The sequence below is a fragment of the Streptomyces sp. NPDC058620 genome, from assembly GCF_042717135.1.
Lineage (GTDB): Bacteria > Actinomycetota > Actinomycetes > Streptomycetales > Streptomycetaceae > Streptomyces.
The window spans coordinates 49,993-75,112 of record NZ_JBHXQO010000020.1 but is presented as its reverse complement, the minus strand read 5'-3'; the positions used below and the strand labels follow the sequence as shown (position 1 = coordinate 75,112).

The window sequence follows — 25,120 nt, the reverse complement described above, 5'->3', positions numbered from 1 at the left end:
CTTCTGGCTGGGGCCCACCCCGGATTCATGCCTTCTTCGCGGAAATTCACGGCGCTGCCGTGATCTCGAAAACCCGCTCCCGTGGGCAGTGGTCGCGGATAATGACCATGAGCCGTGGAGCGGGTCCGAAGAGTTGGTCCGCGCGTATCGGTTACAGATGACCGTGATTCGAGTGGGGGGACGAACAATGCGTATAGGGGTGTACCTCGCGCATCCGAGGCCGGGAAGCTTCAACCACGCCGTATTCGAAGCCGTGGTGGAGGAGTTGCGCGGGCGAGGGTGTCACGTGCTGGCGCATGATCTCTGCGCCGAGGGATTCGACCCGGTGCTGTCCGCCGATGAGACGGGGACGGTTCGGACGGCGCCGCTCGCCCAGGACACGCAGGTGGCGCTGCACCGCACCGAGGTGGCCACGCTCGATGCCATGGTGTTCGTCCACCCGAACTGGTGGGGCATGCCGCCCGCTGTCCTGACGGGCTGGGTCCAGCGTGTACTCGCGCCCGGTGTCGCGTACAAGCTCGGGACCGCGGAGGGTGAGCCCGCAGGGCTTCTGAAGGCCGGCAGGGCTCTGATCCTGAACACCTCGGACACTCCTGCCGACCGGGAGCAGGGCGAGTTCGGTGATCCGCTGGAGAGAATCTGGTCGGCATGCGTCCTGCCGTACGTGGGAGTCGGCGATGTACGCCGGACTGTCTTGCGTACGGTCACGGGCTCAAGCGACGAGGCGCGTGCGGCGTGGCTGGACCAGGCACGCCGACAGGCAGCCGCGCTGGTGGACTGAGCGCGCCCCCGAGGAGGTTCAGCTGTGGTGCGGGCGTGCGGACCTCCGGCGGCGGCTGGTGCGCAGAGCCTCCAGGAGGGCACCGAGGACAAATGACTGGATCAGCGCGCAGCCGATGAGTGCGCCGACGAGGGTCCAGGCGGGGACTTCCTCCGCACCCCGGACCGAACCGCCGACCGCCACTGCGAGAAGCGAGGCGGGAGCGGTGAAGAAGGCGGGCCACACCCAGATGAATCCGGGGTCGGAACTGAACAGCGTGACCGTCCCAGAGACGGCCGGCGAGGAAGGCGCCCTGGTGAGCGAGGTGGCCACCACGCCGACGCGCTCGCCAGGACCGAACGGAATCCGGGGTGCGAAGGGACGGCCGATGGCCGTGCTGCACGTCCGCCGGGCGCTGGCGGCGGGAGACGGCCACAGGGCGGGGAACCGAATAAATAATGTTACCGAGTAACAAACGCGATCAGGTTGCATTATTGTGGGGGCATGCCTCGCTTCGACTCCGTATTCACCGACGCCCTCGACCAGGAACGGTCCTTCCACGACGCCTGCCGCACCGCGCTCGACGCGATGATCGACGGTGCAAAAGAGCAGGTGGTCGTCGGCGAGGACGTCTCCGCATCCGGTGCCGACGCCGAAGTGCTCGGCTACCGGCTGCGGACTCAGGCCAAGGAGTACCAGGAACTGCCCGAGGGGCCGCTGTTCTTCGGGCGCCTCGACTTCGGCCCGGACTCCGAGGCGGCGGGCGACCACGCCGGTCAGAAGTACCACATCGGGCGCCTGCGCATCACGGCCCATCCGTCCTCACCGCCCCTCGTCGTCGACTGGCGTGCCCCCGTGGCCCGGGCCTTCTACCAGGCCGGTCCGCATGATCCGCACGGTGTCGCGATCCGGCGCCGCTTCGGATGGTCGTACGCGAGCCGCGGCGACTCCGCCGACCTCACCAGCATCGAGGACGAACACCTCGGAGCGGGGGAGACGCGGGAGAGCGGCATCGTCGCCGGCGAGATCGAGCGTCCTCGCATCGGTCCCATGCGTGACATCGCCGCCACTATTCAGCCCGAGCAGGACCACCTCGTACGGGAGGACCTCGCCACCACCTTCTGCGTCCAGGGCGCCCCCGGCACAGGCAAGACCGCGGTCGGGCTGCACCGGGCCGCGTATCTCCTCTACACATACCCGCAACGCATTCAGCGCGGCGGAATGCTCATCCTCGGCCCCAACCGCACCTTCCTCTCGTACATCTCCGAAGTGCTGCCCGCCCTCGGTGAGACGAGCGTGCGGCAGTCCACGCTCGACGACGAGATCGCCCGGCACCCGGTCACGGCGCACGACAGTGAGCACGCGGCCGTCACCAAGCACGACCTCCGCCTGTCCGAAGTCCTGCGCCGCGCGCTGTACGCGCGAGTGAGTCCGGAGCCGGCGCGGTCCATCGCGGTGGCGGACGGTTCCTACCGCTGGCGCGTCTCGGCCGACGAACTGGCGCAGATCGTCCGGGACGTACGCGCGGAGGAGCCTCCGTACGCCGTCGGACGGGACAGGGTTCGCACCCGCATCGTTCGTCGCATGCAGCAACAGGCGGAGCGCCGTGCCGGTCCGTGCACCAATCTCTGGGTCCAGAAGGTGTCCCGGGCCCGCCCGGTCACCACGGTGCTCGACGCCGTCTGGCCCGCTGTGCGACCCGAGGAGATCCTCGCGGACCTGCTCACCCGCCCGGACCTCCTCGCCGTCGCGGCCGAAGGCGTTCTCGACGCGGGCGAACAGCGTGCCATCCTGTGGGCCAAGCCGCCGCGTTCCCACACATCGGCCCGCTGGTCAGCGGCCGATCTCGTACTCCTCGACGAACTGGCCGGCTTGATCGAGCGCCCGGCCGGCTACGGGCACATCGTGATCGACGAAGCGCAGGATCTTTCCCCCATGCAGTGCCGCGTCATCGCACGGCGTTCACCCTTCGGCTCGCTCACCGTCCTCGGCGACCTTGCCCAGGGCACCACCCCCTGGGCCGCGCGCGAATGGCCGCTGCTCCTTGCCCACTTGGGTAAACCCGAAGCCGTCATCACTCCTCTGACCACCGGCTTCCGCGTACCCGCCGCCGTCGCCGAACTCGCCAACCGTCTGCTGGGGCATCTCGACGTGGACGTACCTCCGTCCCGCTCCCTGCGCCGCGACGGCGAGGCGAGTGTCGCACCGGCCGACGACACGGCCGCTGCTGCCGTCGCAGCCGTGAACGCGGCGCTGGAGCACGCCGGTTCCATCGGTGTCATCGCGGCCGACGCCGATGCGCAGGGGCTGCACGACGCTTTGACCGCAGCCGGGATCACCGCTTCCGGGCCGGACACCCTGGGCGCGCGCGTCACCGTGGTGCCGGCCTCCGTGGCCAAGGGTCTGGAGTACGACCACGTCGTGGTGGTCGAGCCCGCCGCCATCGTCGAGGCCGAGCCCCGCGGTCTGAACCGCTTGTACGTGGCTCTCACCCGGGCCGTCTCCCGCCTGCACATCGTGCACGCCAGGCCCCTGCCGCTCGCACTCGGACCCGAGGAGGCACAGCACGCGCAGTCCCGGTCGGCCTGACGAGGCCGACTGCGGCCCGTCAGAGGGGTCCGCTCACCGCCTCGCAGCACGCGTCACGGCATCTGCGGAAAGGGAGCCCCTCCGCGGGAACGTCAGCCGCTACTAGAGCTGATCGAATTCCTTGGCGTGGTGCACCCGCCGAGGTCCCGGGAGATTCTGGCCAGTGCCTGTTAGAGTCCCGGTCCGACGAAGGGGGCGCCACTCATGGCCAAGGTCAACATCAGTCTCGATGCCGAACTGGTGGTAGAGGTGATGGTCCTGGCCGGAGTCGGCTCGCCCCAGGACGCCGTCGAAGCGGTCGTGCGCGACTACATCGCCCGGGGGCACCGCACCGAGGCACGCACCGAGCTCAAGGACCAGAGCCTGCGCGAGGCCGACGCCCGTCCGCAGGAACCACAGGGCTGACCACTGACAGGATGGGCGTGTGGTCAACGACCAGCACGCGCGCTTCACGCTGCCACGGGGAGCGACAGGCTTCTTTCGTCCGAAGGAGGGCCGGCTCCCCGAGACCGGACTCCGAGCCTTCCGCGCCGCGCTGTACGCGGCTGCCCGCGCCGTCGGAGGCAGGGTGAGCGACCTGGAGGAACGGGCCTATCCGCGTACCTTCCACAGCGCGGAGGTCACCGACGGCACGGGCGGGCGCGTCATTCTGTGTCACGCCCACCACCCGTGGATCGCCTTCGCCGAGGAACGCCGGGACTGGTACACCGAGGAGTTCCAGGCGCCGCCCCCGTGGGCTCTCGGCTTCGCCCACGGGGGCTTCCAGGTGCTCGATCACGAGCAGCTCACCATGCCTCTGTCCGACGTCGACACCTCGGTCATGACGCAGGGCGAGTGGCGCTACGTCCGTCTCTACGGCATCACCACACTGGGCGGAGTGCTCTTCAACGCCTGGGACTGACGAACGATGACCCCCGGCGCCATGTGTTCGACGGCCGAGATCCCCGGGCGTCAGCGGGACGTTAGCGGTACGTCAGCAGGACGGCAGAGCGGAGCCGCAAGCTGAGGGCAGACCAGATGTTCGCACCGGACATCGACCACGTACTGACCGCATCAAACGGGGAGCCCCACATGCGTAACTCCATTCGCCGTCCTGCCGTTCTCGCCGCGACCGCCGTAGCCGCCCTCAGCATGGCGCTCACCGCCTGCGGCGGGGACGACAAGGCGAAGGGCGACGCCACCGCGCCCGTCGCGGCCTCGAAGGCCGCCAAGAGCGAGGCGGGTACCGGCACGACTGGTTCGACCACCGACGGTTCGGGCACGAGCGGCTCGACCACTGGCGGTTCCGGCACATCCGGTTCGGGGACGACCGGTTCCACCACCGCAGGCTCGGGCACCGCAGGTTCGGACACGGGAGGCTCCACCGGCGGCACCGCCGCCCAGGCAGGCGCCAAGAAGAGCGCCGCCAAGACCCCGGCCTGCACCGTCAACGATGTGAAGGTCACCGCGGCCAAGCAGGGGGGCGGCGTGCCCACCACCCACATCACGCTAACGGCGAAGAACACCTCGGGTCGCACCTGCACCCTGCTGCAGTACCCCCTGATCGGGTTCGGTGACCTTCCCCAGACCTCCAAGGACGTTCCGCCGGTCGCCAAGAGCAAGCCGGGGACACCCATCGTGCTCGAGGCCGGCGCCCCGGCGTACGCGGCCGTGCGGATCAACAACGGTGGCGTCGACGAGAAGAACCATGCCGTCACCTCCTTCTACGTGAACCTCTTCGCCTCCGACGGCCCCGCCGAGGGCAGCAAGAGCGTCACCGCTCCCCAGGGCGGCATCGCGGTCGACGACGCGGTTGCCAAGACCGGCTACTGGACGTACGAGCTCCGCAACGGCGCCGACGACTTCTAGAGTTCCCGAGCAGTCCGGAGCCCTGCAGTCCGCAGACGAACATCCGCATTCCCCATTCGCAGGCCGCTGTTCGCAGTCCGCAGTCCGCAATCCGCAGTATCGCGTCCATCCGCTCACCGAGCGGGTGGACGCGTTCCGCTGCCGTAACGCCCCGGCCCCTTCCCCCTGTCGCTCAGGAGGCAACATCGCGCCGCGCAGTTCACCGGCACAAATCGGATGTCAGACGCGTTCTGTGAGCAGTGCGGCCAGGTGGTCTGCGAAATCGGTGAGCCAGTCCAGCTCCGGCCCACTGCGCGCTCTGCGGAATCCGTGACGACGGCCCCAGAACGCTGCCTGCACTGCGTGAAGTTGGGACCAACGCTGGACGCGTTCGCGATCGAGCTCCGCAGCGTCGGCGAAGATGTCCAGGAAGCGGTGGGCCGTCGCTCGGAGGTCGTCCGCTTCGAGGAGCGTCAGCGCGCGGGACTTCAACAAGGTGCCGCCGTCGTAGGCGGGGTCTCCCACGTACCCCTTGGGATCGACGGCCAGCCAGGGTTCGCGTTCGGCGCGCAGGATGTTCCCGGCGTGGAGGTCGCCGTGGACGACGATGTCCGGCTGAACGCGCGCGAGCTCGTGGACGGTCGCCACCGCCGCGTCCACGACGTAAGGCGACAGTGTGTGCGTCAGCTCACTGGCATCCTGGCGCAGCTGCGCCTCCCAGGCGTCGGCCTGGTCCCGCAGCCGGGGGAGGCCGGGGGGAGCGGGGATGGCCAGCCGACGGCTGATCCGCCCTGCGACTTCCACCACCGTGTCGCCGTCTTCGATTTCCGCCAGGGTCGAGGTCTCCGCACGCTCCAGCAGCATCGCGAAGCGCGCGTCATCGCGCGCATGCAGCAGGACGGCTCCACGCCCACGCCAGGCCGCGAAGGCATCCGGCTCATGGACGTTGCCGGGGTGCGGGAACGACACCTTCAGGACAGCGGCGCCCGTGGCGGGGCGGAGTACGGGGACGACGACCCCGACGCCCCCATGCGTGACCGTGCCGTCCGGTACGCAATTCCAGCGCTCCAGCAACTCGTCAACAATCCTGGGCAGTTCGGCGATCCAGTCCGTTCCGGCCGCGCCCTCGCGCTCGATGGTGCTCCGCGAGAATGCCTCTGGTGTCCCCATCATCCGGGGCACCCTACGCGTCCTGCAGGTGTCCGGCGATTCGGAGCGCGTCAGGTTGCCGCCCCCCGCCCCCCCCGGATCAGTGAGCCGTTTCTGCTGAGCTGACGGGAACGGCAACTGATTCACCTGGTGATTCGTCTTGGGGAACGAGGTCGAGCGGATGGGAATCCAGGTGGAACGGTCGGACAGTGGTGTGACGTCGACGGTGAAGGCAGCGGCGTCCTGGGGTGCGCGGCGCCGGGCCGGGCAGCGGGTTACGGGCGAGGGTGCGGAGGGAGATGAGAGGGGCCGGTCCGCGTGGACACGGGGGCGGGCGCCCGCCGCATGCGCGGTGCTGACGGCCGGGCTCCTGGCCTTCCACCGGGCGGTGCCCAACACCGTGGGCCGACTGGGGAGTTTGCTGGAAACGTTCCTGCCTTGGCTCGGCCTGGCGGTCGTACCCCTGTTCTGCCTGGCGCTGCTGCGCCGTTCAGCCACCGCGCTGGTGGCCCTGTTGCTGCCGGCGGCGACCTGGACGTACCTCTTCGGCGGGCTGCTCCTGCCCGGGGGCGAGCCCGGCGCCCACGACCTGGTCGTGGTGCAGCACAACGTCAGCGACGAGAACGCAGACCCGGCGGGCACGGCCCGCGCCCTGGCTGAGGCCGAACCCCATCTCATTGCGCTTCAGGAGCTGGTGCCCCCGGCGCTGCCGGTCTACGAGAAGAGTCTCGCCCCGGCCTACCCGTACCACGCGGTTCGAGGCACCGTCGGGCTCTGGTCGAAGTATCCGCTGACCGATGCCCGGCCACTGGACATCAAACCGCAGGGGATCGCGGGGTCCTGGAACCGCGGGCTGCGGGCTGTGGTCCACACGCCGCGCGGCGAGATCGCGGCGTACGTCGCGCACCTACCCTCGGTCCGCGTCCGGGCGAGCGGCCTCGCATCCTCCTGGCGCGACGAGAGCGTCGGCCTGCTCGGCAGGGCCGTCGCGGTCGAGCAGCTGAAAACGGTGATCCTGCTGGGCGACCTCAACGGCACGGTCGACGACCGCGGGCTGGCCCCGCTGACCTCACGGATGAACGTGGCGGAGCGGGGCTTCGCCTTCAGCTTCCCCGCAACTTTCCCTCTGGCCCGGATCGACCAGGTCATGGCCCGCTCAGCGACCGTCACCCACATCCGCACCCTGCCGGCCACCAGCAGCGACCATCTGCCGGTCGCCGCAAGGATCACACCGGGATGAGCAGGCCGGTGCCGTCCGCCTGAGGGCAGGGTGTTGTTACCGGCGGTACGGACTCGCTCGACGTCCGACGCACCGCGAGGCGCTTCTTCTCAGTGCCGTCTCCTCCGCAGCGGTGAGCCGGCCGGAGTGGCCGTGGCCAGGACGAGAGACAAGCGGTTCAGCCCAGAGGATACGGGCGGCGCTGGCGGAAGCAGACGTGGACGCGGCGTGCGCGGGGAGGGCCGTGGAAGCTCCCACCTACCCCGGCCTGGGTGGCGAAGGTGTCGGCTGGGGCTGGTGGGGCCGCCCTCCTTCGCTCACCAGTTCCGGGTACCGATCAGCTCCTCCGTGTCCGCGTCAGAGAACCCGTAGGCCGACGCGACGAACCAGAAGTCCTCGCCGATCTCCTCCCGGGCAACGGTCTCGATCTCACTCCCGGCAGCGTCGAACTCCGCCTCCAACAGGTTGAACTCCTCGGTCGCCGCGTGGGTGAGTACGTACAGGGCCGCAAGATCCGAGGGGCGTTCCGCCTCGATGCGCTCACACAACCGCAACAGGATCGCCCGACCCTTGTCAACAACGTGATCCGGGTAGTACGCGTCCGCGTACAGCTGCCGCAGAAACGCCCGTCCCGCTACCTGCTCGTACGTGATCGGCATGCTGCCGCCTCGCTTGTCCGCTCGAAGAATCGATGCGCTGATCATGCCCGGCCCCACTGACACTCGGCCGGCTTCCCGCGCCTGCGGGCCCCGCATCACGGTCGTCCAGGACCCAGGACCCAGGACCCAGGACCCAGGACCCAGGACCAAGGACCCAGGACCAAGGACCCAGGACCCAGGACCCAGGACATGGTGATGCTTCGCGCGAGCCGGATCGATGGTTGCGGGTTCTGCACCGACATCCACTCCAACAAGCGCCGCGCACGCCGGGAGCCCCGGTGCGCGTCCGGAGCCCCTTACACGGTTGATTCGCAGCTGGGAGGGCACCCCGACTCCGAGATCCGGTTGGCGCGCGGCTCCTGGTGGCGGAATGCTGCGGAGCTCGCTCAGGCAGGGGACCATGGGAGAGGCCGCGGCGCCTGCAGAGGGAGGCGTTCCACCGGCCTGCCTGGGGCGGAAGGAGCGGCAGAGGATGGCTACAGACGGGTCTCGTTCCGATCCGGGCCGTGCCGGACGGGCCGAACTGGCCGGCTCGCCTCCGGGCGGGCTGCTGGACGTGCTCGGGGTGGCGGCGATAGTCCTGGACTCGGACGGCCGGATCGTGTTCTGGAGTCCGCAGGCGCAGACATTGATCGGGTACACCGCCGAGGAGGCGCTCGGACGGCTTGCCATCCAGCTGCTGGTGGCGGAGGAGCACGTCGATCTTGTGCTCCGGCTGTTCGGCGAGGTCATGGCCGGCGAAGGAAGCTGGGCGGGTACCTTCCCCGTACGGCACAAGGATGGCGGTACGCGGCTGCTGGAGTTCCGCAACATGCGGCTGCTGGATGACCGAGGGGATCTGTACGCCCTCGGGCTGGCCACCGACCAGGCAACCCTGCGCCGGGTGGAACGCGACTTGGCTCTGTCCGTGCGATTGGTTGACCAGTCACCGATCGGGCTGGCGGTCGTGGATACGGACCTGCGGTACGTGATGGTGAACCCCGCCCTGGAGCGGATCAACGGTTTTCCGGCCAAGGACCACCTCGGCCGGAACGTGCGAGAAGCGTTGCCGTTCATGGACGCCGGGACCGTCGAATCCGCGATGCGGCAGGTCCTGGCCACCGGCACTCCGCTGGTGGATCGGTACACCGTGGGCCGTACACACGACGACCCCGACATCGAGCACGCCTGGTCGGTCTCCTTCTACCGGCTGGAGGACTCCAGTGGGAAGGTACTCGGTGTCGGCATATCGGCCGTGGACGTGACCGACCGGCACCGCGCGGCCCTGGACGCCGAACGTGCCCGGCACCGTCTGGCCGTGGTCGCCGACGCATCCGTACGCATCGGCACCACTCTGGACCTGGATCAGACCGCCCGGGAACTCGCCGATGTGGCCGTACCCGAACTCGCCGACATGGGCGCGGTGGACGTTCTCGAGGCCGTCCTCAACGGACACCGCAGTCCCGATCCCTCGCACGGGCCCGCAGTGTTCCGCGCCCTGGCCGTCGCCACCGCCTATCCCACCGATGCCGTCACGGCAGCCGACCCTCCGGGCGAAGTGGCCCGCTACGACGCCGAACGGCTGATCGCCCGCTGCGTCAACACCCGTCGGCCCGTCATGGTCCCGCACGTCGGCGAGGCCGATCTGGATCTCATCGCCCGCGACGCCCGGTCCGCCGCGCTCCTCGCCGAGGCGGGTGTCCACTCCTACCTGGCGGTCCCGTTGATCGCCCGGGGGGAAGTCCTCGGCGCCCTCGACCTCGTACGCGCCCGGAACCCGCTGCCCTTCACCGACGACGACGCCACTCTGGCCGGCGAGCTGGCCGCCCGAGCGGCCGTCTGCATCGACAACGCCCGCTGGTACCAGGCGCAGCGGGACACGGCACTCACCCTGCAGCGCAGCCTTCTGCCCGACCCGCCCCCGTGCCTGTTCGGACTGGAGGTCGCCTCCCGCTACCAGCCCGCGGGCGCCTCGATCGAGGTGGGCGGCGACTGGTACGACATCCTGTCCCTGACCGGTGACAGGACCGCTCTCGTCGTGGGGGACGTCATGGGCAGCGGTATCAATGCCGCCACCACCATGGGGCGCCTGCGCACCGCCACCCAGACACTCGCCGGACTGGACATGCCCCCAGCGGATGTCCTGCGCAACCTGGACCGGATCACCGCCGGGCTCGACCCGTACATCGCCACCTGCATCTACGCGCTCTACGACCCCCACACCGCGCAGTGCCACATCTCCACCGCGGGACACCTGCCTCCCGTCCGCATGCGGCCCGGACACACACCCGAGCTTCTCGACCTGCCCACCGGCGCCCCACTGGGCGTGGGCGGCGTCCCCTTCCGCACCACCTCCGTCGACCTGGACCCCGGCGACCAACTACTCCTGTACACCGATGGTCTGGTCGAGACCCGCGATCAGGACATCGACACCCGTCTGGACTTGCTCCTCACCGTCCTCGACGGCCCGCACCGCAACCTCGAAGCCACCTGTGATCACCTCCTGGCCGCGCTGCGCCACCCCGGTGACCACGACGACGTGGCCCTGCTCATCGCCCGCATCCGCCGGTGAGCCTGCTGACGGGCGAGTCGCAGCAGTCACCAGGTGCGTCCCGCCCGGAGCAGTAGGTCCCGCACCCGTAGGACGTCGGGGTTGTCCGGGGTGCCGGGCCGCTGGACGAGGTATCCGGTGTTGATGGGCGGGTCTTCGGGTTCGTACAGGAGGACGAGCGTGCCGGAGGCGAGTTCGTCGGCGCAGAGGTAGCGCGGCAGGACGGTGTAGCCCGCCCCCGCGACGACCGCCGCGCGCACACCGCGCAGGTCGGGCACGGTGACGGCCGCCGGGCAGGAAAGGCGCGTACCGAAGACATGGCGCCAGTAGCGGCGGGCGATGGGCAGGTCCTCCGCGTACGTGACGAGGGGGACGGTGTGCAGTGCGGCCGGCCCTATGTCGGCGAGGCGCGGCTTGAGGTGGTCGGCCCAGGTGGGCGCGGCGACCAGCACGAACTCCTCGTCCATGAGCGGAACGGCGGTCAGTGTCCTGCCGCGCGGGCGGCCTGTCGCGATGACGAGATCGTGGCGTCCGGCGCGAAGCTCCTCAAGAAGCGGATCAGTGAGGTCCATGCTCACGCGGAGGCGTACGCCCTCCGCGGTCAAGGGCGCGAGCGCGGGCAGGGCGAGGGTGCACAGCAGCTCGGCCGGCCCCGCGAGGTGTACGGGTGCGGCCTGGTCGTTCGTTGCGGCGTCCTGCCCGGTGGCGGCGGCGAGTGCGTCGAGGGGTGCGGCGATGCGCGCCGCGAGGTCGTGGGCGACGGCGGTCGGCGCGACTCCGCGCGGCAGTCGCTCGAACATCTCCCGGCCGGTCTGGCGCTCCAGTACGCGGATCTGGGTGGTCACCGTCGGCTGCGAGATTCCCAGGAGCTTGGCGGCCGCCGTGAACGAACCGGAGCGGTACACGGCCAGGAACGTACGCAGCAGGTTCAGGTCCGGGGAGAGGGGCGCGGAGGATGGCGACGGTGGTGGGCCGTTGCCATTGGGATCTGTATGCCTCATGCGGTAAGCCTAGTAATGTCTATGACTCGCGGTGCGGGGGAGCGGCTGCGCGCATCGGCGTAGGTCCGGCAGAGCCCCCTCGCCCGCTCGCCCGGCGCGGGGGACGGGCGAGCGGGCGAGGTGTGGCCGCCAGTCAGCTCCGAGTCAGGCCAGCTTCTTCAGGACCTCGGCCGCGAGCGGAGCGGAGGAGGAGGGGTTCTGGCCCGTGACGAGGTTGCGGTCGACGACGACGTGGGGCGCCCACGGCTCGCCGGTCCGGACGTCGAGGCCGGCTTCGAGGAGTCGGGTCTCCAGCAGCCACTTCGCCTTGTCGGCGAGGCCGGCCTGGGTTTCCTCGACGTTCGTGAACGCGGCCACGCGATAGCCGGCGAAAGCGTTCGTGCCGTCCGTGCGGGTCGCGGCGAGTATCGCGGCGGGGGCGTGGCAGACGATGGCCAGCGGCTTGCCGGATTCGAGCGTGTCGATCAGCAGTTTGCCGGAGGTGGCGTCGACGGCGAGGTCCTCCATGGGACCGTGACCGCCGGGGTAGAAGACGGCGTCGTAGTCGTCCGGCTTCACGTCCTCCAGCCGGATCGGGTTCTTGATCTCGGCGAGGGAATCGAGGGCCGCGGCGACCTTGTCGGCGCCCTCCTGGCCGCCGTTCACCTCGGGTGCGAGGCTGCCCTTGTCCACGGTCGGGACGACGCCACCGGGTGTGGCGACGACGATCTCGTGGCCGGCGGCCGTGAACGCCTCGTAAGGGGCGACGGCTTCCTCGGCCCAGAATCCGGTGGGGTGCTGGGTGCCGTCGGCCAGCGTCCAGTAGTCGACGCCGGTCATCACGAAGAGAATCTTGGACATGGGGGTGCCTCCAGTGGTGCGGGGCCCGTCGGGGCCCGGGTGAGGGTGATCGTGCGCCTCGACACTCCGCGACTTCCGCGAGGGCTGTGCCTTCGGGTCCTTCGGGCGCGGATCGTCGGTGCGGCGATGTCCTTGAACATAGACCCGCTACCCAACGGTTTTCCAATGGAACATCGCATGTCTGGTATTGGGAGACGAATGACTCACCGGGAATATCCGACGGGCAGCTCCGGAGTGCGGGCAGAGTGCGGGCAACCGCGGTAGCAGGAGCCGCAAGCCCGGAGTCGCGGAGCTGACGGAGAAGCTCAGAGTGACGCTTTTTCTTGGGCCGCCGCGCCGGATCGTACGGCGGGATGACGACGGTCCCGGCGGTGCGCAGCGCCTCCGCGCCGTGCTCGACGGTGACCGAGAAGTCGGCGTTGGTGCGTACGGGGCGGCCGTCGACGGAGCAGGTCAGGACCTCGTACAGGCCCTCGGCCGAGCCGAGGACACGGCTCGGGATGCCCAGTTCGAAGGGGTACACCCCGTCCAGGGTGTCATGACCTGTTGGATCAGGTCGCACGTTCCCCGTCCGTGTCGCGTACGACCGGGATGTCGAGAAGAGCGAGGAAGGCCGTCGCGGCGGGCGTACGGCTGCCTCGGCTCCAGACGACGTACTCGACGCGGGCGGGGGCATCGGCGATGTCGATGGTGTTGACGCCGGTGAGTTGAGGCACGTAGGCGGAGGGGAGCATGGCAACGCCGATGCTCTGCCCGACGAGTCGCGCCATGAAGTCCGCGGTGGTCACCTCGAAGGTGACCTCGCGGACGAGACCAGCGGCCGCAAACGCCTGGTCGGATTGGATACGTCCCGCTGTCCCGGCCGGAAGGTCCACGAACGCCTCGGAGGAAAGCCTGCGAAGACTGACCGTCGAATCTCCGGCGAGCGGGTGGTCCGGTGCGACGACTGCGACGAGCCGGTCACGGGCGAGCTCATAAAAGGTGACGCCTTGGGGTTGCGCCGTTGTCGGTAACCCGAGGAAGGCGACTTCGATGGCGCCTTCCCTGACCTGCTCGACGAGTTCATCGCTCGCGCCCACGCGCAGGCTGATGTGCACGTGCGGGTACCGCCGGCGGAAGTCGCGCAGGGCACGTGGGATGTCGACTGCGGCGACCGTGGGGATAAGCCCCACGGCGAGTCGTCCGCGTACCTCACCGACAGCGGCGGCGACCTCGGCGGCGGCGCGTTCTGCGGCGTCCAGGCACTGACGGGCGGCGGGGAGGAATGCGGCACCGGCCGGTGTCAGTCGTACACGGCGACTGGTGCGATCGAAGAGTCTCGCGCCCAGTTCCTTTTCCAGGCGCGCGATTTGGTGACTGAGGGCGGACTGGACGACCAGACAGCGCTCCGCGGCACGGGTGAAGCTGTTCGTCTCGGCGACGGCGACGACGTAGCGCATCTGCTGGAGCTCCATTCATCCATCGTGATCCACGATGGATGGGGTGACAAGCATGTGTTGGACTCATTGATCGCTTCCGGCTGAGACTCTGAGCGTGACAAGTCCAGCAGTACAGACGGCCCCTGATGGCACCAGCCCGTGCGGTGCCTCCGCCCCCGATGGTGAACTCATCGCATTCCCCGGCGCAGCTGCCGGCCGCATGGCCAAGGGCGGCGGCGGAATAAAGGGTGACACGGAATGACGAGTGCCCGGCAACTCCTGACCGCGGGTGTGACGGCGCTGGCTCCGGCGATCTGGGGGAGCGTCTATCTGGTGACGACGGAGTGGTTACCTCCGGACCGCCCCCTGTTGGCGGCCACTGTGCGGGCACTTCCCTCGGGACTGATTCTGCTGGTCTTCGCCCGTACGTTGCCGACCGGGATGTGGCTGTGGCGCGCCCTGGTGCTCGGAACGCTCAACATCGGCGCGTTCCTCTTCCTGCTGTTCGTCGCGGCCTATCGGCTGCCGGGCGGGATCGCAGCGGTGATCATGACGGCGCAGCCGATGTTCGTACTGATTCTGGCGGCGCTGTTCGTGGGGGAGAAAATCCGGCTCATGCACGTGGTGGCGTGCGCGCTCGGTGCGACCGGTGTCGTGCTGCTGGTGTTCAAGGGGACAGTAGCCCTCGATTACGTCGGTGTGGCAGCAGCGCTGGGTGGAGCTGCCTGCATGGCCACCGGCCTCACCATGACCAAACGATGGGGGCGCCCCGATGGTGTGGGGCTCCTTCCTTTCACCGGCTGGCAGCTCGTCGCAGGCGGACTCGTGTTGTTGCCCTTCACTCTGGCTGTTGAAGGACTGCCGGCCACGATCACTGGGCCCAACCTGCTCGGTTTCGCCTATCTCATCTCACTGGGCGCAGTCATCAGTTATGCGATCTGGTTCCGCGGGATAGAGAGGTTGCCGGTGGTGGCGGTCTCGTTCCTCGCCCTGGGCAGTCCGATTGTGGCCACTCTCCTCGGATACCTCTTTCTGCATGAGGCGTTGTCGGTTCTGCAGCTGGTCGGGATCCTGGTGATCATTGTTGCCGCGTCGCTCGCGCAACCCCGACCAGTGACAACCGCGCAGGACCCGGGCCGAACGTCGATCGAGCACGGGGAGCAGAGGCGTACGCGATGACACGTGAGGAGTCAGCACGGGACTCCAGGACGCAGCGCCCCTGAGTCCTCTGCCCGGGGAGGGGGGAGAGGGGGCGGCCGGCGACCTGCCGGGTTGGGCGGCCGACGCCCGCGGCTCGTACGGCACTACGGCAGCGCGAGCACCGCATCGATACGCTCGCGGATCTCCTTGTCTTCCTGAAACGCCCGGTAGTCGCCGTACCGCGACAACCGGCGGTCCGCCATCCGCAGCGTGGCCAGTGCCTCCCGGACCGGCGGGGAGGCGTGCCCGTGGTGGATGAGCGAGGTCAGGGCGGTGATGAACGTCCAGTGCTGCTCCTCCTCGTCAGCCACGAACGCAAGCACGGTCGCCTCCGCCTGTGCCGCTTCCATCAGCGGTGGCTCCCACAGGGGCGGGTACGGCTCCGTCTCCCCGGGGAGCGTCGGGTCCTCGCCCCACGCCTGGATCACCTCGCGGAGATCTCCTATCAGCCAGCCCTTGCGGGCGACCTCGTCCCGCAGGGCCTCCCGAACCGCGGGCAACAGCTCTCCGGCGTGTGCGCGCAGCGGCCGGAGTACGTCGGCGACGTCCGGCCGTCGGGGGTCGCCGATGCAGTAACCCCAGCCCTGCAAGTCCCGGTACGGGGCGACGAGCCGCTCGACGAGATCCGGCAGTGCACGCGGGTCGCCGAGCCGGGTCAGGGCCCACCGCGCGTGGTCGCCTACGCAGCCGTCGAAGAGCCGAGACTCGCCGGGGTCGTCCAGGAGGGCGGCCAGCCGATCGGCGTACGGGGCCGCCAGGGGGCCGAGCACCGCCAGCAGATGCGTCGCCTTGTAGCGCACGTCGTCGTCCGGGGCGGCCAGCAGACCTGCCGCCAGCGGCAGCAGCGCGGTGGCCGCCGACGGCCGGGTCACCAGCAGCCGCCATGCCTCGTCCAGCGCGCACCGGTGCAGCTCCACGTCGCCGGTCCGGCTCCCGGCCTCGGCGAGCCCGGCCACGAACGAGGTCGCCGCCGGCACGTCGTCGGCCAGGAGATGGACGACCCAGCCTGCGACGTCGTTGCGGTCGTACGGATACTCGCAGTTCAGGGTGTACCAGACCTTCTCGAACTCCGGGGCGAGTGCCGGATCGGTGAGGAGCTCCAGCACCATCGGGCGGGCGCGCAGTGGCGCCTGTGGGTCCAGGCGGGCCATGGCGATGACAGCCGCCACCCGCAGCACCCGGTCCTCGCCGTGGAGGGCGCCGTCCAGCACCGCGCGTACGTCCGCGATCGTGGCACCCGCGGAGTCATCGGACGCCGAGTCATCGGACGCCGATTCCCTGGCCGCTGCGGCATCGCCCAGCGCAAGCAACAGCGTCACCCGGACCGAGAGGTCGGTCTCCTCGTGCCACCGCTCCAGCAGGGAGCCGGGCCGGTCGGATATCAGTCGCAGCGCGGACCGGCGGACGAGCTGGTCCGCGTCCGCCAGCACCATGCTCAGTCGGGGCCAGTGCCGCCGCCAGGCCCTACTCCAGGCGGGGCAAGGCGCTGCGGGCCCGGCGGCCGCGTCGTTGGCGGCCAGGCCGGCGATCACGTCGATCACATCCGGTCGCGCGGCCGTCTCCGGGTCAAGGGCGAGGTCCACCAGGAACGGCAGCGCGGCCGTGCCCAGATCGCTGACCCGGCCCGGGGCCAGGAGCAGGTCCTGGAGATCGCCGAACGCCCGGTCCAGGACTTCCGGCCTGGTGCGGCCGTCCGCCCGCGCGATGCGGCGCAGCACCTTGGGCACGTCGGTGGCCGACAGCTCCGACAGCTCCGACAGCTCCGGCAGCTCCGGCTCCAGCCCGCGCCAGTCCACCGAGTCCAGACCCTCCAGCTCATTCGGCTCTTTCAGCATGTTCCCCCGCCCCTCTCGCGGTGTGTGCTCCCGCGTCCCGACCATCCTTTCACCGGTCGGGGAGGGACGGCGTCGAAGTGCCGGGAGCGCACCGCTCCCGAGGCCGTTCGAGAGACGGCCGACCGGGAGGCAGCGGCAGACGTGGGAAGATTCCCGCAGGCAGACAGTGTGTCGGCCTGCGGAAAGGAAGTCCTCACATGGCAGCGGGATTCTCGGAGTGGAAAGTCAACCGGCAGTATGCGGCGAACGACCGGGTCACGTATTTGGGGAAGCAGTACCGCTGCTCGGTGACACACAAGTCGAACTCCGCGTCCAACCCGAAAACGGCCGTCAAGGTGTGGCAGAAGCAGACCGACTGAGCGAAATGGCCGCCGGAACCCGGGCAGCCGAGTCGGGCAGTGTTTCGATCACGTAGCCACCGACTGGACGCTGCTGTGTCGCGCAGAGTGCGTCCCGCGCGGTCGCCGGCCACCGGGTGGGAGCGCTCCGGCCGCGCCTACGGGGCGGCGTTACGCTGTACCCGATCCGGTGGTCGCCATGGTCGGCCCGTGCCGCCGCCGTCCTGTGACGAGGAGCTCCTGCCTTGCCCAAGCAGTCCCCCGGGTCCCGGCCCACGCTGGAAGCGGTCGCGGCGCGTGCCGGTGTCTCCCGGGCCACCGCGTCACGGGTCGTGAACGGGGGCGACGGGGTACGTCAACTGCTGGTCGACAAGGTCCTCCGGGCGGTCGACGAGCTGGGATACATCCCGAACCATGCAGCCCGCACCTTGGTCACCCGGCGGACCGGGGCCGTGGCCGTGGTCATCGCGGAGCCCGAGAACCGCATCTTCTCCGACCCGTTCTTCTCCCAGCAGCTCCGCGGGATCAGCCGGGAACTGGCCGCGCACGACACGCAGTTGGTCCTGCTGATCGTCGAGGGACCCGACGACTTCGAGCGGGTCGCACGCTATCTGTCCGGCGGACACGTAGACGGAGCCCTGGCCTTCTCCCTGCACACCGACGACCCGCTGCCCGCGATCACCCGACGGGCCGGGGTGCCGACGGTGTACGGCGGCCGGCCGAGCTGGAGCGCGGCCCCCGGCGACCGGGCCGTGCCGTACGTGGACGCGGACAACCGTGGCGGCGCGCGGGCTGCCGTGCAGTACCTGCGGGACCTCGGACGGGAGCGGATCGCACACATCGCGGGGCCGCCCGACCAGACCTCTGCCATGGACCGGCTCCACGGCTACCAGGACATCCTGCTGGACGTCGACCCGACGCTCGTCGCCCAAGGGGCGTTCACCGTGGAGAGCGGGGCACGGGCGATGGCGGAGCTGCTGGAGCGGCGGCCCGACCTCGACGCGGTGTTCGCCGCCAACGACCTGATGGCCTCGGGTGCCCTGCGGGTGCTGAGGGAGCGGGGAATCCGGGTTCCCGAGCAGGTGGCCCTCGTGGGCTTCGACGACATGGACTCGGTCTCCGAGGCCACCGATCCGCCGCTGACCACCGTGCGGCAGGACATCGAGGGCCAGGGCCGGCTGATGGCCCGGCTGCTGCTGCGCGATCTGAGCGCGGACCAGGCGGATGCCGACGGCCCCGACTCCGTCGTCACCCCGACCACACTGGTGCGGCGGGCCTCGGCCTGAGTGGCACGAAACCCGCCGCATGTGGTGCGCATCCGCGCGCGTACTTCCCGAGGATCGGAACCAGAGATCTACGCGCAGGCGATCACGCGTACGGGATCTTCAGGACGGCCCCGTCCGTACCGGTCTGCACCTTGGAGGTACCGCTGTTCAGGGCGTTCCAGATCTCCAGCCGGACCGTGCCGCCCCTGAGGGTGCCCAGGCTTCCGGTCACCGACTTCGTGCCCACCGCCTGGGTGTACTCCTCCCATCCCGTGACCGGGTCGGTCGCGAAGTAGCGGAAGGTCTCGGCCCGGTCGAAGGAGCCGTCTCCGGTCAGGTCGTAGCTGACCCTGACCTGCGGAGCGAGTCCGACCGTCGTCCCCGCGTCGACCCGGAGGCGGAACGTGGTGGACGCGCCCGCTGCGAGTGCCCCGTCGACGTTCCTGGCCTCGTACACCGTCGGCTTGTACGGCGTACCGTCCCGGTTGACGCCGTCGGCGGAGGCCAGCGTGTCCGCCCCCGCGGCGCCGTCCGTGGCGGTGGTGAGGACGCCGCCGGACTTCAGCCGGAAGGTGTTGCCGGTGGACGGGTCCGGATCCGGGTCTCCGCCGCCCGTGCCCGTACCGGTGGCCGTGGATCGGGCCGGGACGGAGAGGGTCGCGCCGTCTGAGAAGGTGACGGTACGGGCGGTGGAACCGTGGTTGTGGGCGGTGTAGGTCCGGACACCGTTCTTCACGAGAACGGCCGAGGTCGGGATGTTCCCGCTGACGGTCAGGTCGGGAGCGCCGAGAGAGTCGAGCGTCGCGATCCAGTGGTACGTGTGGGCCCTGGACTCACCCTGTTCCGGTGAGTAGCCCGCGTTGCCCGCGTCCCACTTGGCCTTCGCTGCGGCCGGATCGGCGAGCGACTCGAACTCCCACAGAAGATCGCGCCACTCGACGGCGGGTCCGCCGTTCTCACGTTCCATCTCGGCGATATTGCGCTTGATCGCGGCCTTCTCGCGGGCCAGGTGCAGCGAACCGCCGGTGACGGGTAGGACGTTGATGCCGTGGATCTCCTCCGGGTTCGCGGTCCACCAGGTGGAGTACGCGCCACCGCTGCCCCAGACCATCCCGACCGTGTCGTGCCCGAAGGAGCTCGGGAAGACCTGCTGGCCGGCGTCGAACCAGTACTGCGTGATCGCTTCCGACTCGGTGGTCAGCAGGTAGCTGCCGAGGTCGCGCAGTGCGGTGTCACCCGTCGCCGCACCCCACAGGACGAGTCCGGCGCTGAGGTTGATGGATTCCGACGAGGACTCCTGGTTGTTGCCCGCGGCGAATCCCTGATGACCAGAGGCCCAGCTGTGGCCCGCGTACACGTCGAAGCCGCGCAGGAACGGGTACGCGCTGTCCGTGCGGCTGGGGTTGGCCGCGTCACGCACGAGGGTCTTGACCATGGTGCCCCAGGCGGAGTCGGCGGCCCACGCCTGGTCGTACTGGGCGACGATCGCCGCCGCGTACACGTAGTAGCTGTAGTGGAAGTGGTGGTCGTTGAGCTCGGTGTCGCTGCCGTAGGAAGCTGGGTAACCGGTCAGCGTCTTCCAGTCCTTGTCGTAACTGAACTCGCTGGCACCGCCCGCCGTGAACCACTCCTGCAGCCGGCCCTTCATCAGGCCGAGCAGCTTGTCCCGGATACCCGGCTGGCCGATCTGGTCGGCGACGGGGACCAGTTGGGCGAGACGGCCGAGCGCCTTGCCGGTCCAGTAGGTGTCAGTGGCGCCGGAGAACGGATCGGAGGCGTTCGCCACCTCGTTGAGATACCCCGTCAGGCGGGCCTTGTCGACGCCGCTCGACGCGGGGAGCGCGGGCAGCACGCCGGAGTTCTTCTGGCTGGTGGTGAAGGAGGCGGACTCCCGCACCTTCATGGTGCCGCGCGGGGATACGTACGTGTACGGCGTGAGCGCGTCGGACGTGTGCAGCCACTGATGCCGGTAGAGGGCCTGGAGCGTGCCGCGCTCGGTGCCCTCCTTGGCCTCGGTGGTCAGGCTGTAGGTCGCCTTGACGGTGCCGCCGGTGGACTCCCAGCTCACTTGGGACCCGGTGACGAAGCTGAAGGCGTACTTGCGGTACGTCGCGAGCGCGTCGGTGGACGGCAGCACGGCGAGCGAGAAGTAGTCCTTGCCGCCCAGCCCGGCGGTGATGGCCGAGCCGGAGACCGTCCAGTCGCTGCCCGTGGGGGCGAAGAGGGCGTAGTGGTGCCCGGCGACGGTGATGCCCAGGACGTTGCCGTTGTCGGCGAAGACGGTCGGTGTGCCCGCCGTGGTGATCCGCGCGTCCCCGCCGGAGCCCTTGGCGTACACGAAGGGCATGCCGTGCCCGATGGTGGTACGCAGGGTACGGGCGCCGTCCGACCAGTAGGGGGTGACCGTCCAGTCGGACCAGGCGTCGGCCTTGGTGTCGGGGGAGTTGAGGCCGTTGAGACCGACGGTCAGGTCGGCCTTGTGGGCGTACTCGTACTGGCGGCCGTCCCCGACGACCGCTGGGGTGGTCGGGTAGCCGACCTCCAGTCCACCGGAGGTGGCCTGGTAGGTGAGGGGGTGGCCGTACATGGGGGTGGAGTACGGGTTGTCGCCATAGCGCTGGTAGGCGAGCGAGGTCCACCAGTCGTTGGTGGGGACCGGCTTGTCCCGCGCCGCCGCGGTGAGCTTGGGCGTGACGGGGGCGCCGGTGTTCGTGGTGGGTCCGGAGGTGCCTGCGGGGCGGGCATCGGAGTAACTGCCGGAACCTGCGGGGACGGTAGCGGCTGCCGCCGGGGTCGCGGCAGGGACCAGACCCACGGCGGCCAGGGCGATGGCCAGCACCGTCGCCGCGGCAGGTCTGGAGAAGGAGGCTTGCATGAGCAGCACCTCGAAGTCGTGGGAGGAGGACGGAGGCCCCATTGAGAGCGCTCTCAGATGTCAAGGAAACGTAAAACTCCTGAAACGTAGTGTCAATAGAGCACGCAACAGGGGCAGTTACTGATTACCAAACGTCGCGATGTGTTCGAGACTTGACGGCTGAGGAGTCCTGGAGGGTCGCCGAGGACGGGATGTGGGAGCGCTCTCGACGTGCGGCCCGCAGGCGGGCAGCGCGGTGTGGGTCCGCTCGGATCGGGTCAGCCTTCCTGAGCCTGCCGCGTATCGGGCCGGCTTGCCCGGGCACGGCTCCGGATCTGTCGCAGGGCGAGCAGGCCGCCGACACCCGGAAGGAGCGCGCGCCACCGGGCGCCCGACGCGACGGGCGCGGGGATCATGAAGGTGGCTGCGATGACGACGAGGTAGGCGGTGCCGTGCAAGGGGCCGAGGAGCTGGGAGATCACCGGCGAGTGCGTGCTGAGCAGATTGCCCAGCAGGGCGGCGAGGGACAGGGCCTCGGCCCCGGCCGCGAGCCGGAGGGCGCGCACCGGAATCACGCACCCGTGGTGGAGCCGGGGCGGACGATCATCAACACGACGACGACCGCCCAGAGGACGTTGAAGATGCCGGTGAGCATCGTCAGGCGCGTCGCCGCAGAGCGCGCTGCTTCCGGGGTGGGCACCGCCCGGACAGGTTCATGGGGCGCAGGGGCGTCCTGTGGAAGCGCCTCGGGCGCGGGTGTCCGGCGCCCGTTCATCTCGTGCGCGGGTGCCTCCTGGGCCAGGGCGAGCAGGCGCTGCTGGCCGGGCAGGATGGCCACCGCGAGGAGAGCCGCGGCGATCGTGGTCAGTGCGAGTGAAGTGATCAGCCAGGCGTCGGTGAGGACACCGAGCGCGGCGCCCGTGGCTATCCCGAACACCGGCACGGCGACCCCGGCGAGCGCGTAGGCGCGGCAGACGCGGTGCAGGAGTGCGGCGATCCCGACGGATCGGCCGTCCTTCCCTCCGTCGCCGAGGGCCTGCAGTGCATAGCGGGGGAACATCGAGGCGGCCACGGTGATCGAACCGACGGCCAGGATCGCCGCGAGGACGTGTACGGACAACAGCAGCTTGGTCACTGCGGGTGCCTCCAAGGCAGGAACGTGAATATGTTGGCTGCCAATACATACACTGTCTACGCCCTTATTGGGTAGGCTGCCTACTTATGAAGGCGGACGCGGTGCGAGGGCACCTCGATGGACTGTTGCTGGCCGTACTCGAGACGGGCCCGCTGCACGGCTACGCGATCATCGCCGCGGTTCAGGCCCGCAGCGGCGGCGTACTCGAACTGCGCACGGGCACGATCTACCCCGCTCTGAACCGGCTGGAGCGGATCGGGCTGCTGAGCAGCAGCTGGCAATCCGCCGGTGAACGGCGACGGCGATGCTACGAACTCACCGACGCCGGACGGCGCACGCTGGCCAACGAGCGAACGGCGTGGAGCGAGTTCACCATGGCGATCGGCTCGGTCCTGAACCCCGCCGCACCGCCCGGCCTCGCCACATGAACGCCCCCGGTCGGGACACCGATCCGATCCAGAACCACATCATGGCTCTGACGGCCGCCCTGCACGGACCGGCCAAGGCCAAGGCCCGGATGATCGAGGAGATACACGACGGCCTCGTGGACACGGCCGAGGCGCTCACGTGCGAAGAAATGCCCTACGAACGCGCTGCTCGGCAAGCCGTGCGCGAATTCGGGACGCTCGACCAACTCGTGCCGAGCTGCCAACAGGAACTCACCATCGCCCAGGCCAGGCACACTGCCCGCGTCGTCGCTCTCACAGCCCCTTTCCTCGTTGTCTGCTGGCACCTGGCCCGCACCACCGACCATGAACAGACCTCGCAACTCCCGCACGCGGCCCAGCTGCTGGCCGTGCACCTGGCAGGGGTGGCGACGGTCGCCGCGCTGCTGGCCGCCGTAACGCCGGCCGCAACCGGGGCCCTGGCCCGTCGGCTCCACCCACCCGTCCGATTGCCCCTCATGGTCGCCTGGGCGGGCACAACCGCCAGTGCCGCCATGGCGGTTGCGACACTCGCGCTCGCCACCGCCTCCGCCCTGGCCACGAACTGGCCCCTGCTCGCATGCGCCGGCACGCTCGCAGCCGCCTCCCACGCCGCGATCGCGGCTTCGGCCCGAGCGTGTCGGCAGTGCGCTCGCCTGCCCCTGACGCAGATGTCACTGAATCGTCGGTGACAGGACCGGGTGGAGTGAGCCGAACGGGGCCGGCCAGATCATCCACGCCGAGCGGCTGTCGGCGTGACCGTCGGTGCGAAGCACTGATACTTCCACGATGCCGCTCGCGTCGCGGTGAGTATCGATTCAGGGAGGAGATCTGGTCACGCTCGTCGCACGCGGTACGGAGTGGGTCCTCACCCCGTCAATGAGGGAGCGAGGACCCACTCCGGTCCTCGGGAGAGGTGCCTTCCGTGCGAATCGCGGCGGTCTCAGGCAGTGAGGGTGTGCCGTAGCGCGGCGAGCCCGTCGGTGTAGATGGCGTTGAACAGCGTGGTGGCCTCGTCGTCGTCGACGCCGACAGAGGTGAACGTGTGGGCTTCGCGCAGGTCAGGCGGTCGGAACAGGGGCGTCGGGAGCGATCAGCTTCTCCTCGCGCAGAGCCGCCCAGAATTCTGCGGGTACCGGCTCGGTGAGCGCGGCCGCATCTTCGGTGATGCGGCTCGGCCTGGTGGCGCCGGGAATCGCGGCCACGGTGGCGGGGTGAGCCAGTGAGAACTGCAGCGCGGCTGCCTTGATGCCGATGCCGTACCGCTGGGCGAGCGCCTTGATGCGCTCCACCTTGGCGATGATGTCCGCGGGCGCCTTCTGGTACTCGAAGTGCTGTCCGCCGGCCAGGATGCCCGAGCTGTACGGTCCGCCGACGACGATGTCGACGTTCTGGCCGGCGGCGGCCGGCAGCAGGCGCTGCAGAGCGCGGTCGTGGTCGAGAAGCGTGTAGCGGCCGGCCAGCAGGAACGCGTCGGGCTTGGGCTCGTCGAGGTCCAGGGTCAGTTCCAGGGGCTCGACCCGGTTGACGCCCAGCCCCCACGCCTTGATGACGCCTTCCTCCCGCAGTCCGTCCAGGACACGGAAGGCGCCGGTCCGCGCGCTCTCGTACATGGCCAGCCACTCGTCGCCGTAGAAGTCCTGCGCCACATCGTGCACCCACACGATGTCGAGCCGGTCCGTCCTGAGTCGCTTGAGGCTGTCCTCGATGGAGCGCAAGGTCGCGTCCGCCGAGTAGTCGTTCACCATCCTGTTGGGGCGTCCGTGCTCGAACAGCCCGCCCTTCTCACCGAGTTGGCGGGACGCAGGGTCTTCCACCTCGTCCAGGACGACGCGCCCGACCTTGGTGCTCAGGACGTAGTCGTTGCGCTGATGCTGCGACAGAACGTCGCCGAGCCGGAGCTCGGACAGGCCGGCACCGTAGAAGGGTGCGGTGTCGAAGTAGCGGATTCCGTGGTCCCAGGCGGCTTCGACGGTCCTCGCGGCCTCGTCGTCGGGGATGGCGCGGAACATGTTGCCCAGCGGGGCCGTACCGAAGCCGAGAGGGGAGGGGAGCAGGTGCCTAACGGTCATGGGA

General features: G+C 69.6%; 23 protein-coding genes and 1 pseudogene. 12 read left to right on the top strand and 12 right to left on the bottom strand.

Annotated features, from left to right (window positions below):
* Positions 1–157 precede the first annotated feature (157 nt).
* Positions 158–781 (top strand): NAD(P)H-dependent oxidoreductase, encoded by a 624-nt coding sequence (locus ACFWSK_RS20220; protein WP_383787987.1) that lies wholly within the window; start codon positions 158–160, stop codon positions 779–781.
* 18 nt (positions 782–799) lie between these two features.
* Here ACFWSK_RS20220 and ACFWSK_RS20215 read toward each other — a convergent pair whose 3' ends face one another.
* On the bottom strand, positions 800–1,096 hold the full coding sequence (locus ACFWSK_RS20215) for an SCO4225 family membrane protein (RefSeq protein ID WP_383787874.1): 297 nt from the start codon (positions 1,094–1,096) through the stop codon (positions 800–802).
* Between the two features lie 168 nt (positions 1,097–1,264).
* On the opposite strand from ACFWSK_RS20215, the gene ACFWSK_RS20210 reads away from it, so the two are divergent.
* From ACFWSK_RS20210 to ACFWSK_RS20195, 4 genes are all read left to right on the top strand, one after another.
* Entirely contained in the window at positions 1,265–3,349 is a 2,085-nt protein-coding gene (locus ACFWSK_RS20210; protein WP_383787871.1) for a HelD family protein, read from the top strand.
* Between the two features lie 204 nt (positions 3,350–3,553).
* Positions 3,554–3,754: a type II toxin-antitoxin system VapB family antitoxin gene (locus tag ACFWSK_RS20205; protein ID WP_383787868.1), complete on the top strand. Its 201-nt coding sequence runs from the start codon at positions 3,554–3,556 to the stop codon at positions 3,752–3,754.
* Between the two features lie 19 nt (positions 3,755–3,773).
* Positions 3,774–4,250 (top strand): hypothetical protein, encoded by a 477-nt coding sequence (locus tag ACFWSK_RS20200; protein WP_383787866.1) that lies wholly within the window; start codon positions 3,774–3,776, stop codon positions 4,248–4,250.
* A 170-nt stretch (positions 4,251–4,420) separates the two neighbouring features.
* Positions 4,421–5,197 carry a DUF4232 domain-containing protein gene (locus ACFWSK_RS20195; protein ID WP_383787864.1) on the top strand — a complete coding sequence of 259 codons (777 nt, stop codon included), beginning with the start codon at positions 4,421–4,423 and terminating at the stop codon, positions 5,195–5,197.
* A 219-nt stretch (positions 5,198–5,416) separates the two neighbouring features.
* Here ACFWSK_RS20195 and ACFWSK_RS20190 read toward each other — a convergent pair whose 3' ends face one another.
* On the bottom strand, positions 5,417–6,349 hold the full coding sequence (locus ACFWSK_RS20190) for an aminoglycoside phosphotransferase family protein (protein WP_383787861.1): 933 nt from the start codon (positions 6,347–6,349) through the stop codon (positions 5,417–5,419).
* A gap of 157 nt (positions 6,350–6,506) precedes the next feature.
* Here ACFWSK_RS20190 and ACFWSK_RS20185 point away from each other — a divergent pair, with 157 nt between their 5' ends.
* Positions 6,507–7,565, top strand: coding sequence for an endonuclease/exonuclease/phosphatase family protein (locus tag ACFWSK_RS20185; protein ID WP_383787858.1), 1,059 nt, complete (start codon positions 6,507–6,509; stop codon positions 7,563–7,565).
* Between the two features lie 296 nt (positions 7,566–7,861).
* Here the strand turns inward: ACFWSK_RS20185 and ACFWSK_RS20180 are convergent, their stop codons facing one another.
* Complete coding sequence (locus ACFWSK_RS20180; protein WP_383787855.1) at positions 7,862–8,203, bottom strand: DUF5713 family protein; 342 nt, start codon at positions 8,201–8,203, stop codon at positions 7,862–7,864.
* A gap of 472 nt (positions 8,204–8,675) precedes the next feature.
* On the opposite strand from ACFWSK_RS20180, the gene ACFWSK_RS20175 reads away from it, so the two are divergent.
* Positions 8,676–10,754 (top strand): SpoIIE family protein phosphatase, encoded by a 2,079-nt coding sequence (locus ACFWSK_RS20175; RefSeq protein WP_383787852.1) that lies wholly within the window; start codon positions 8,676–8,678, stop codon positions 10,752–10,754.
* Positions 10,755–10,780: 26 nt separating this feature from the next.
* On the opposite strand, the gene ACFWSK_RS20170 is transcribed toward ACFWSK_RS20175, so the two are convergent.
* From ACFWSK_RS20170 to ACFWSK_RS20155, 4 genes and pseudogenes are all read right to left on the bottom strand, one after another.
* Positions 10,781–11,734, bottom strand: coding sequence for a LysR family transcriptional regulator (locus ACFWSK_RS20170; protein ID WP_383787849.1), 954 nt, complete (start codon positions 11,732–11,734; stop codon positions 10,781–10,783).
* 144 nt (positions 11,735–11,878) lie between these two features.
* A complete protein-coding gene (locus ACFWSK_RS20165; protein ID WP_383787847.1) occupies positions 11,879–12,574 on the bottom strand; it encodes a type 1 glutamine amidotransferase domain-containing protein in 696 nt (231 codons plus the stop codon).
* Positions 12,575–12,908: 334 nt separating this feature from the next.
* Positions 12,909–13,136: pseudogene (locus ACFWSK_RS20160) on the bottom strand (AraC family transcriptional regulator); the annotation flags it as partial.
* The gene (locus ACFWSK_RS20155) at positions 13,126–14,028 is read right to left on the bottom strand and encodes a LysR family transcriptional regulator (RefSeq protein ID WP_383787846.1); all 903 of its coding nucleotides are present in this window, start codon (positions 14,026–14,028) and stop codon (positions 13,126–13,128) included. The pseudogene ACFWSK_RS20160 and the gene ACFWSK_RS20155, both read right to left, overlap by 11 nt.
* 222 nt (positions 14,029–14,250) lie before the next feature.
* Here ACFWSK_RS20155 and ACFWSK_RS20150 point away from each other — a divergent pair, with 222 nt between their 5' ends.
* Positions 14,251–15,171, top strand: a complete 921-nt coding sequence (locus tag ACFWSK_RS20150; protein WP_383787843.1) for an EamA family transporter — start codon at positions 14,251–14,253, stop codon at positions 15,169–15,171.
* A 125-nt stretch (positions 15,172–15,296) separates the two neighbouring features.
* Here the strand turns inward: ACFWSK_RS20150 and ACFWSK_RS20145 are convergent, their stop codons facing one another.
* Positions 15,297–17,027, bottom strand: a complete 1,731-nt coding sequence (locus tag ACFWSK_RS20145; protein WP_383787841.1) for a hypothetical protein — start codon at positions 17,025–17,027, stop codon at positions 15,297–15,299.
* 197 nt (positions 17,028–17,224) lie between these two features.
* Here ACFWSK_RS20145 and ACFWSK_RS20140 point away from each other — a divergent pair, with 197 nt between their 5' ends.
* Positions 17,225–17,386, top strand: coding sequence for a carbohydrate-binding protein (locus tag ACFWSK_RS20140; RefSeq protein WP_362845308.1), 162 nt, complete (start codon positions 17,225–17,227; stop codon positions 17,384–17,386).
* A 224-nt stretch (positions 17,387–17,610) separates the two neighbouring features.
* Positions 17,611–18,651, top strand: a complete 1,041-nt coding sequence (locus tag ACFWSK_RS20135) for a LacI family DNA-binding transcriptional regulator (RefSeq protein ID WP_383787840.1) — start codon at positions 17,611–17,613, stop codon at positions 18,649–18,651.
* A gap of 82 nt (positions 18,652–18,733) precedes the next feature.
* Here the strand turns inward: ACFWSK_RS20135 and ACFWSK_RS20130 are convergent, their stop codons facing one another.
* The 3 genes from ACFWSK_RS20130 to ACFWSK_RS20120 form a co-directional block, all read right to left on the bottom strand.
* On the bottom strand, positions 18,734–21,505 hold the full coding sequence (locus tag ACFWSK_RS20130; protein ID WP_383787837.1) for a glycosyl hydrolase: 2,772 nt from the start codon (positions 21,503–21,505) through the stop codon (positions 18,734–18,736).
* Positions 21,506–21,762: 257 nt separating this feature from the next.
* Positions 21,763–22,059: a hypothetical protein gene (locus tag ACFWSK_RS20125; protein WP_383787834.1), complete on the bottom strand. Its 297-nt coding sequence runs from the start codon at positions 22,057–22,059 to the stop codon at positions 21,763–21,765.
* Positions 22,056–22,619 carry a hypothetical protein gene (locus tag ACFWSK_RS20120; RefSeq protein ID WP_383787985.1) on the bottom strand — a complete coding sequence of 188 codons (564 nt, stop codon included), beginning with the start codon at positions 22,617–22,619 and terminating at the stop codon, positions 22,056–22,058. Before ACFWSK_RS20120 ends, ACFWSK_RS20125 begins: the two co-directional genes overlap by 4 nt.
* Before the next feature lie 86 nt (positions 22,620–22,705).
* Here ACFWSK_RS20120 and ACFWSK_RS20115 point away from each other — a divergent pair, with 86 nt between their 5' ends.
* Together ACFWSK_RS20115 and ACFWSK_RS20110 are read left to right on the top strand one after the other, a co-directional pair.
* Positions 22,706–23,047, top strand: a complete 342-nt coding sequence (locus ACFWSK_RS20115; RefSeq protein ID WP_383787830.1) for a PadR family transcriptional regulator — start codon at positions 22,706–22,708, stop codon at positions 23,045–23,047.
* A complete protein-coding gene (locus tag ACFWSK_RS20110; protein WP_383787827.1) occupies positions 23,044–23,736 on the top strand; it encodes a permease prefix domain 1-containing protein in 693 nt (230 codons plus the stop codon). The genes ACFWSK_RS20115 and ACFWSK_RS20110 overlap by 4 nt, the downstream gene beginning before the upstream one ends.
* Positions 23,737–24,105: 369 nt before the next feature.
* On the opposite strand, the gene ACFWSK_RS20105 is transcribed toward ACFWSK_RS20110, so the two are convergent.
* Positions 24,106–25,116 (bottom strand): aldo/keto reductase, encoded by a 1,011-nt coding sequence (locus tag ACFWSK_RS20105; RefSeq protein ID WP_383787825.1) that lies wholly within the window; start codon positions 25,114–25,116, stop codon positions 24,106–24,108.
* Positions 25,117–25,120 lie beyond the last annotated feature (4 nt).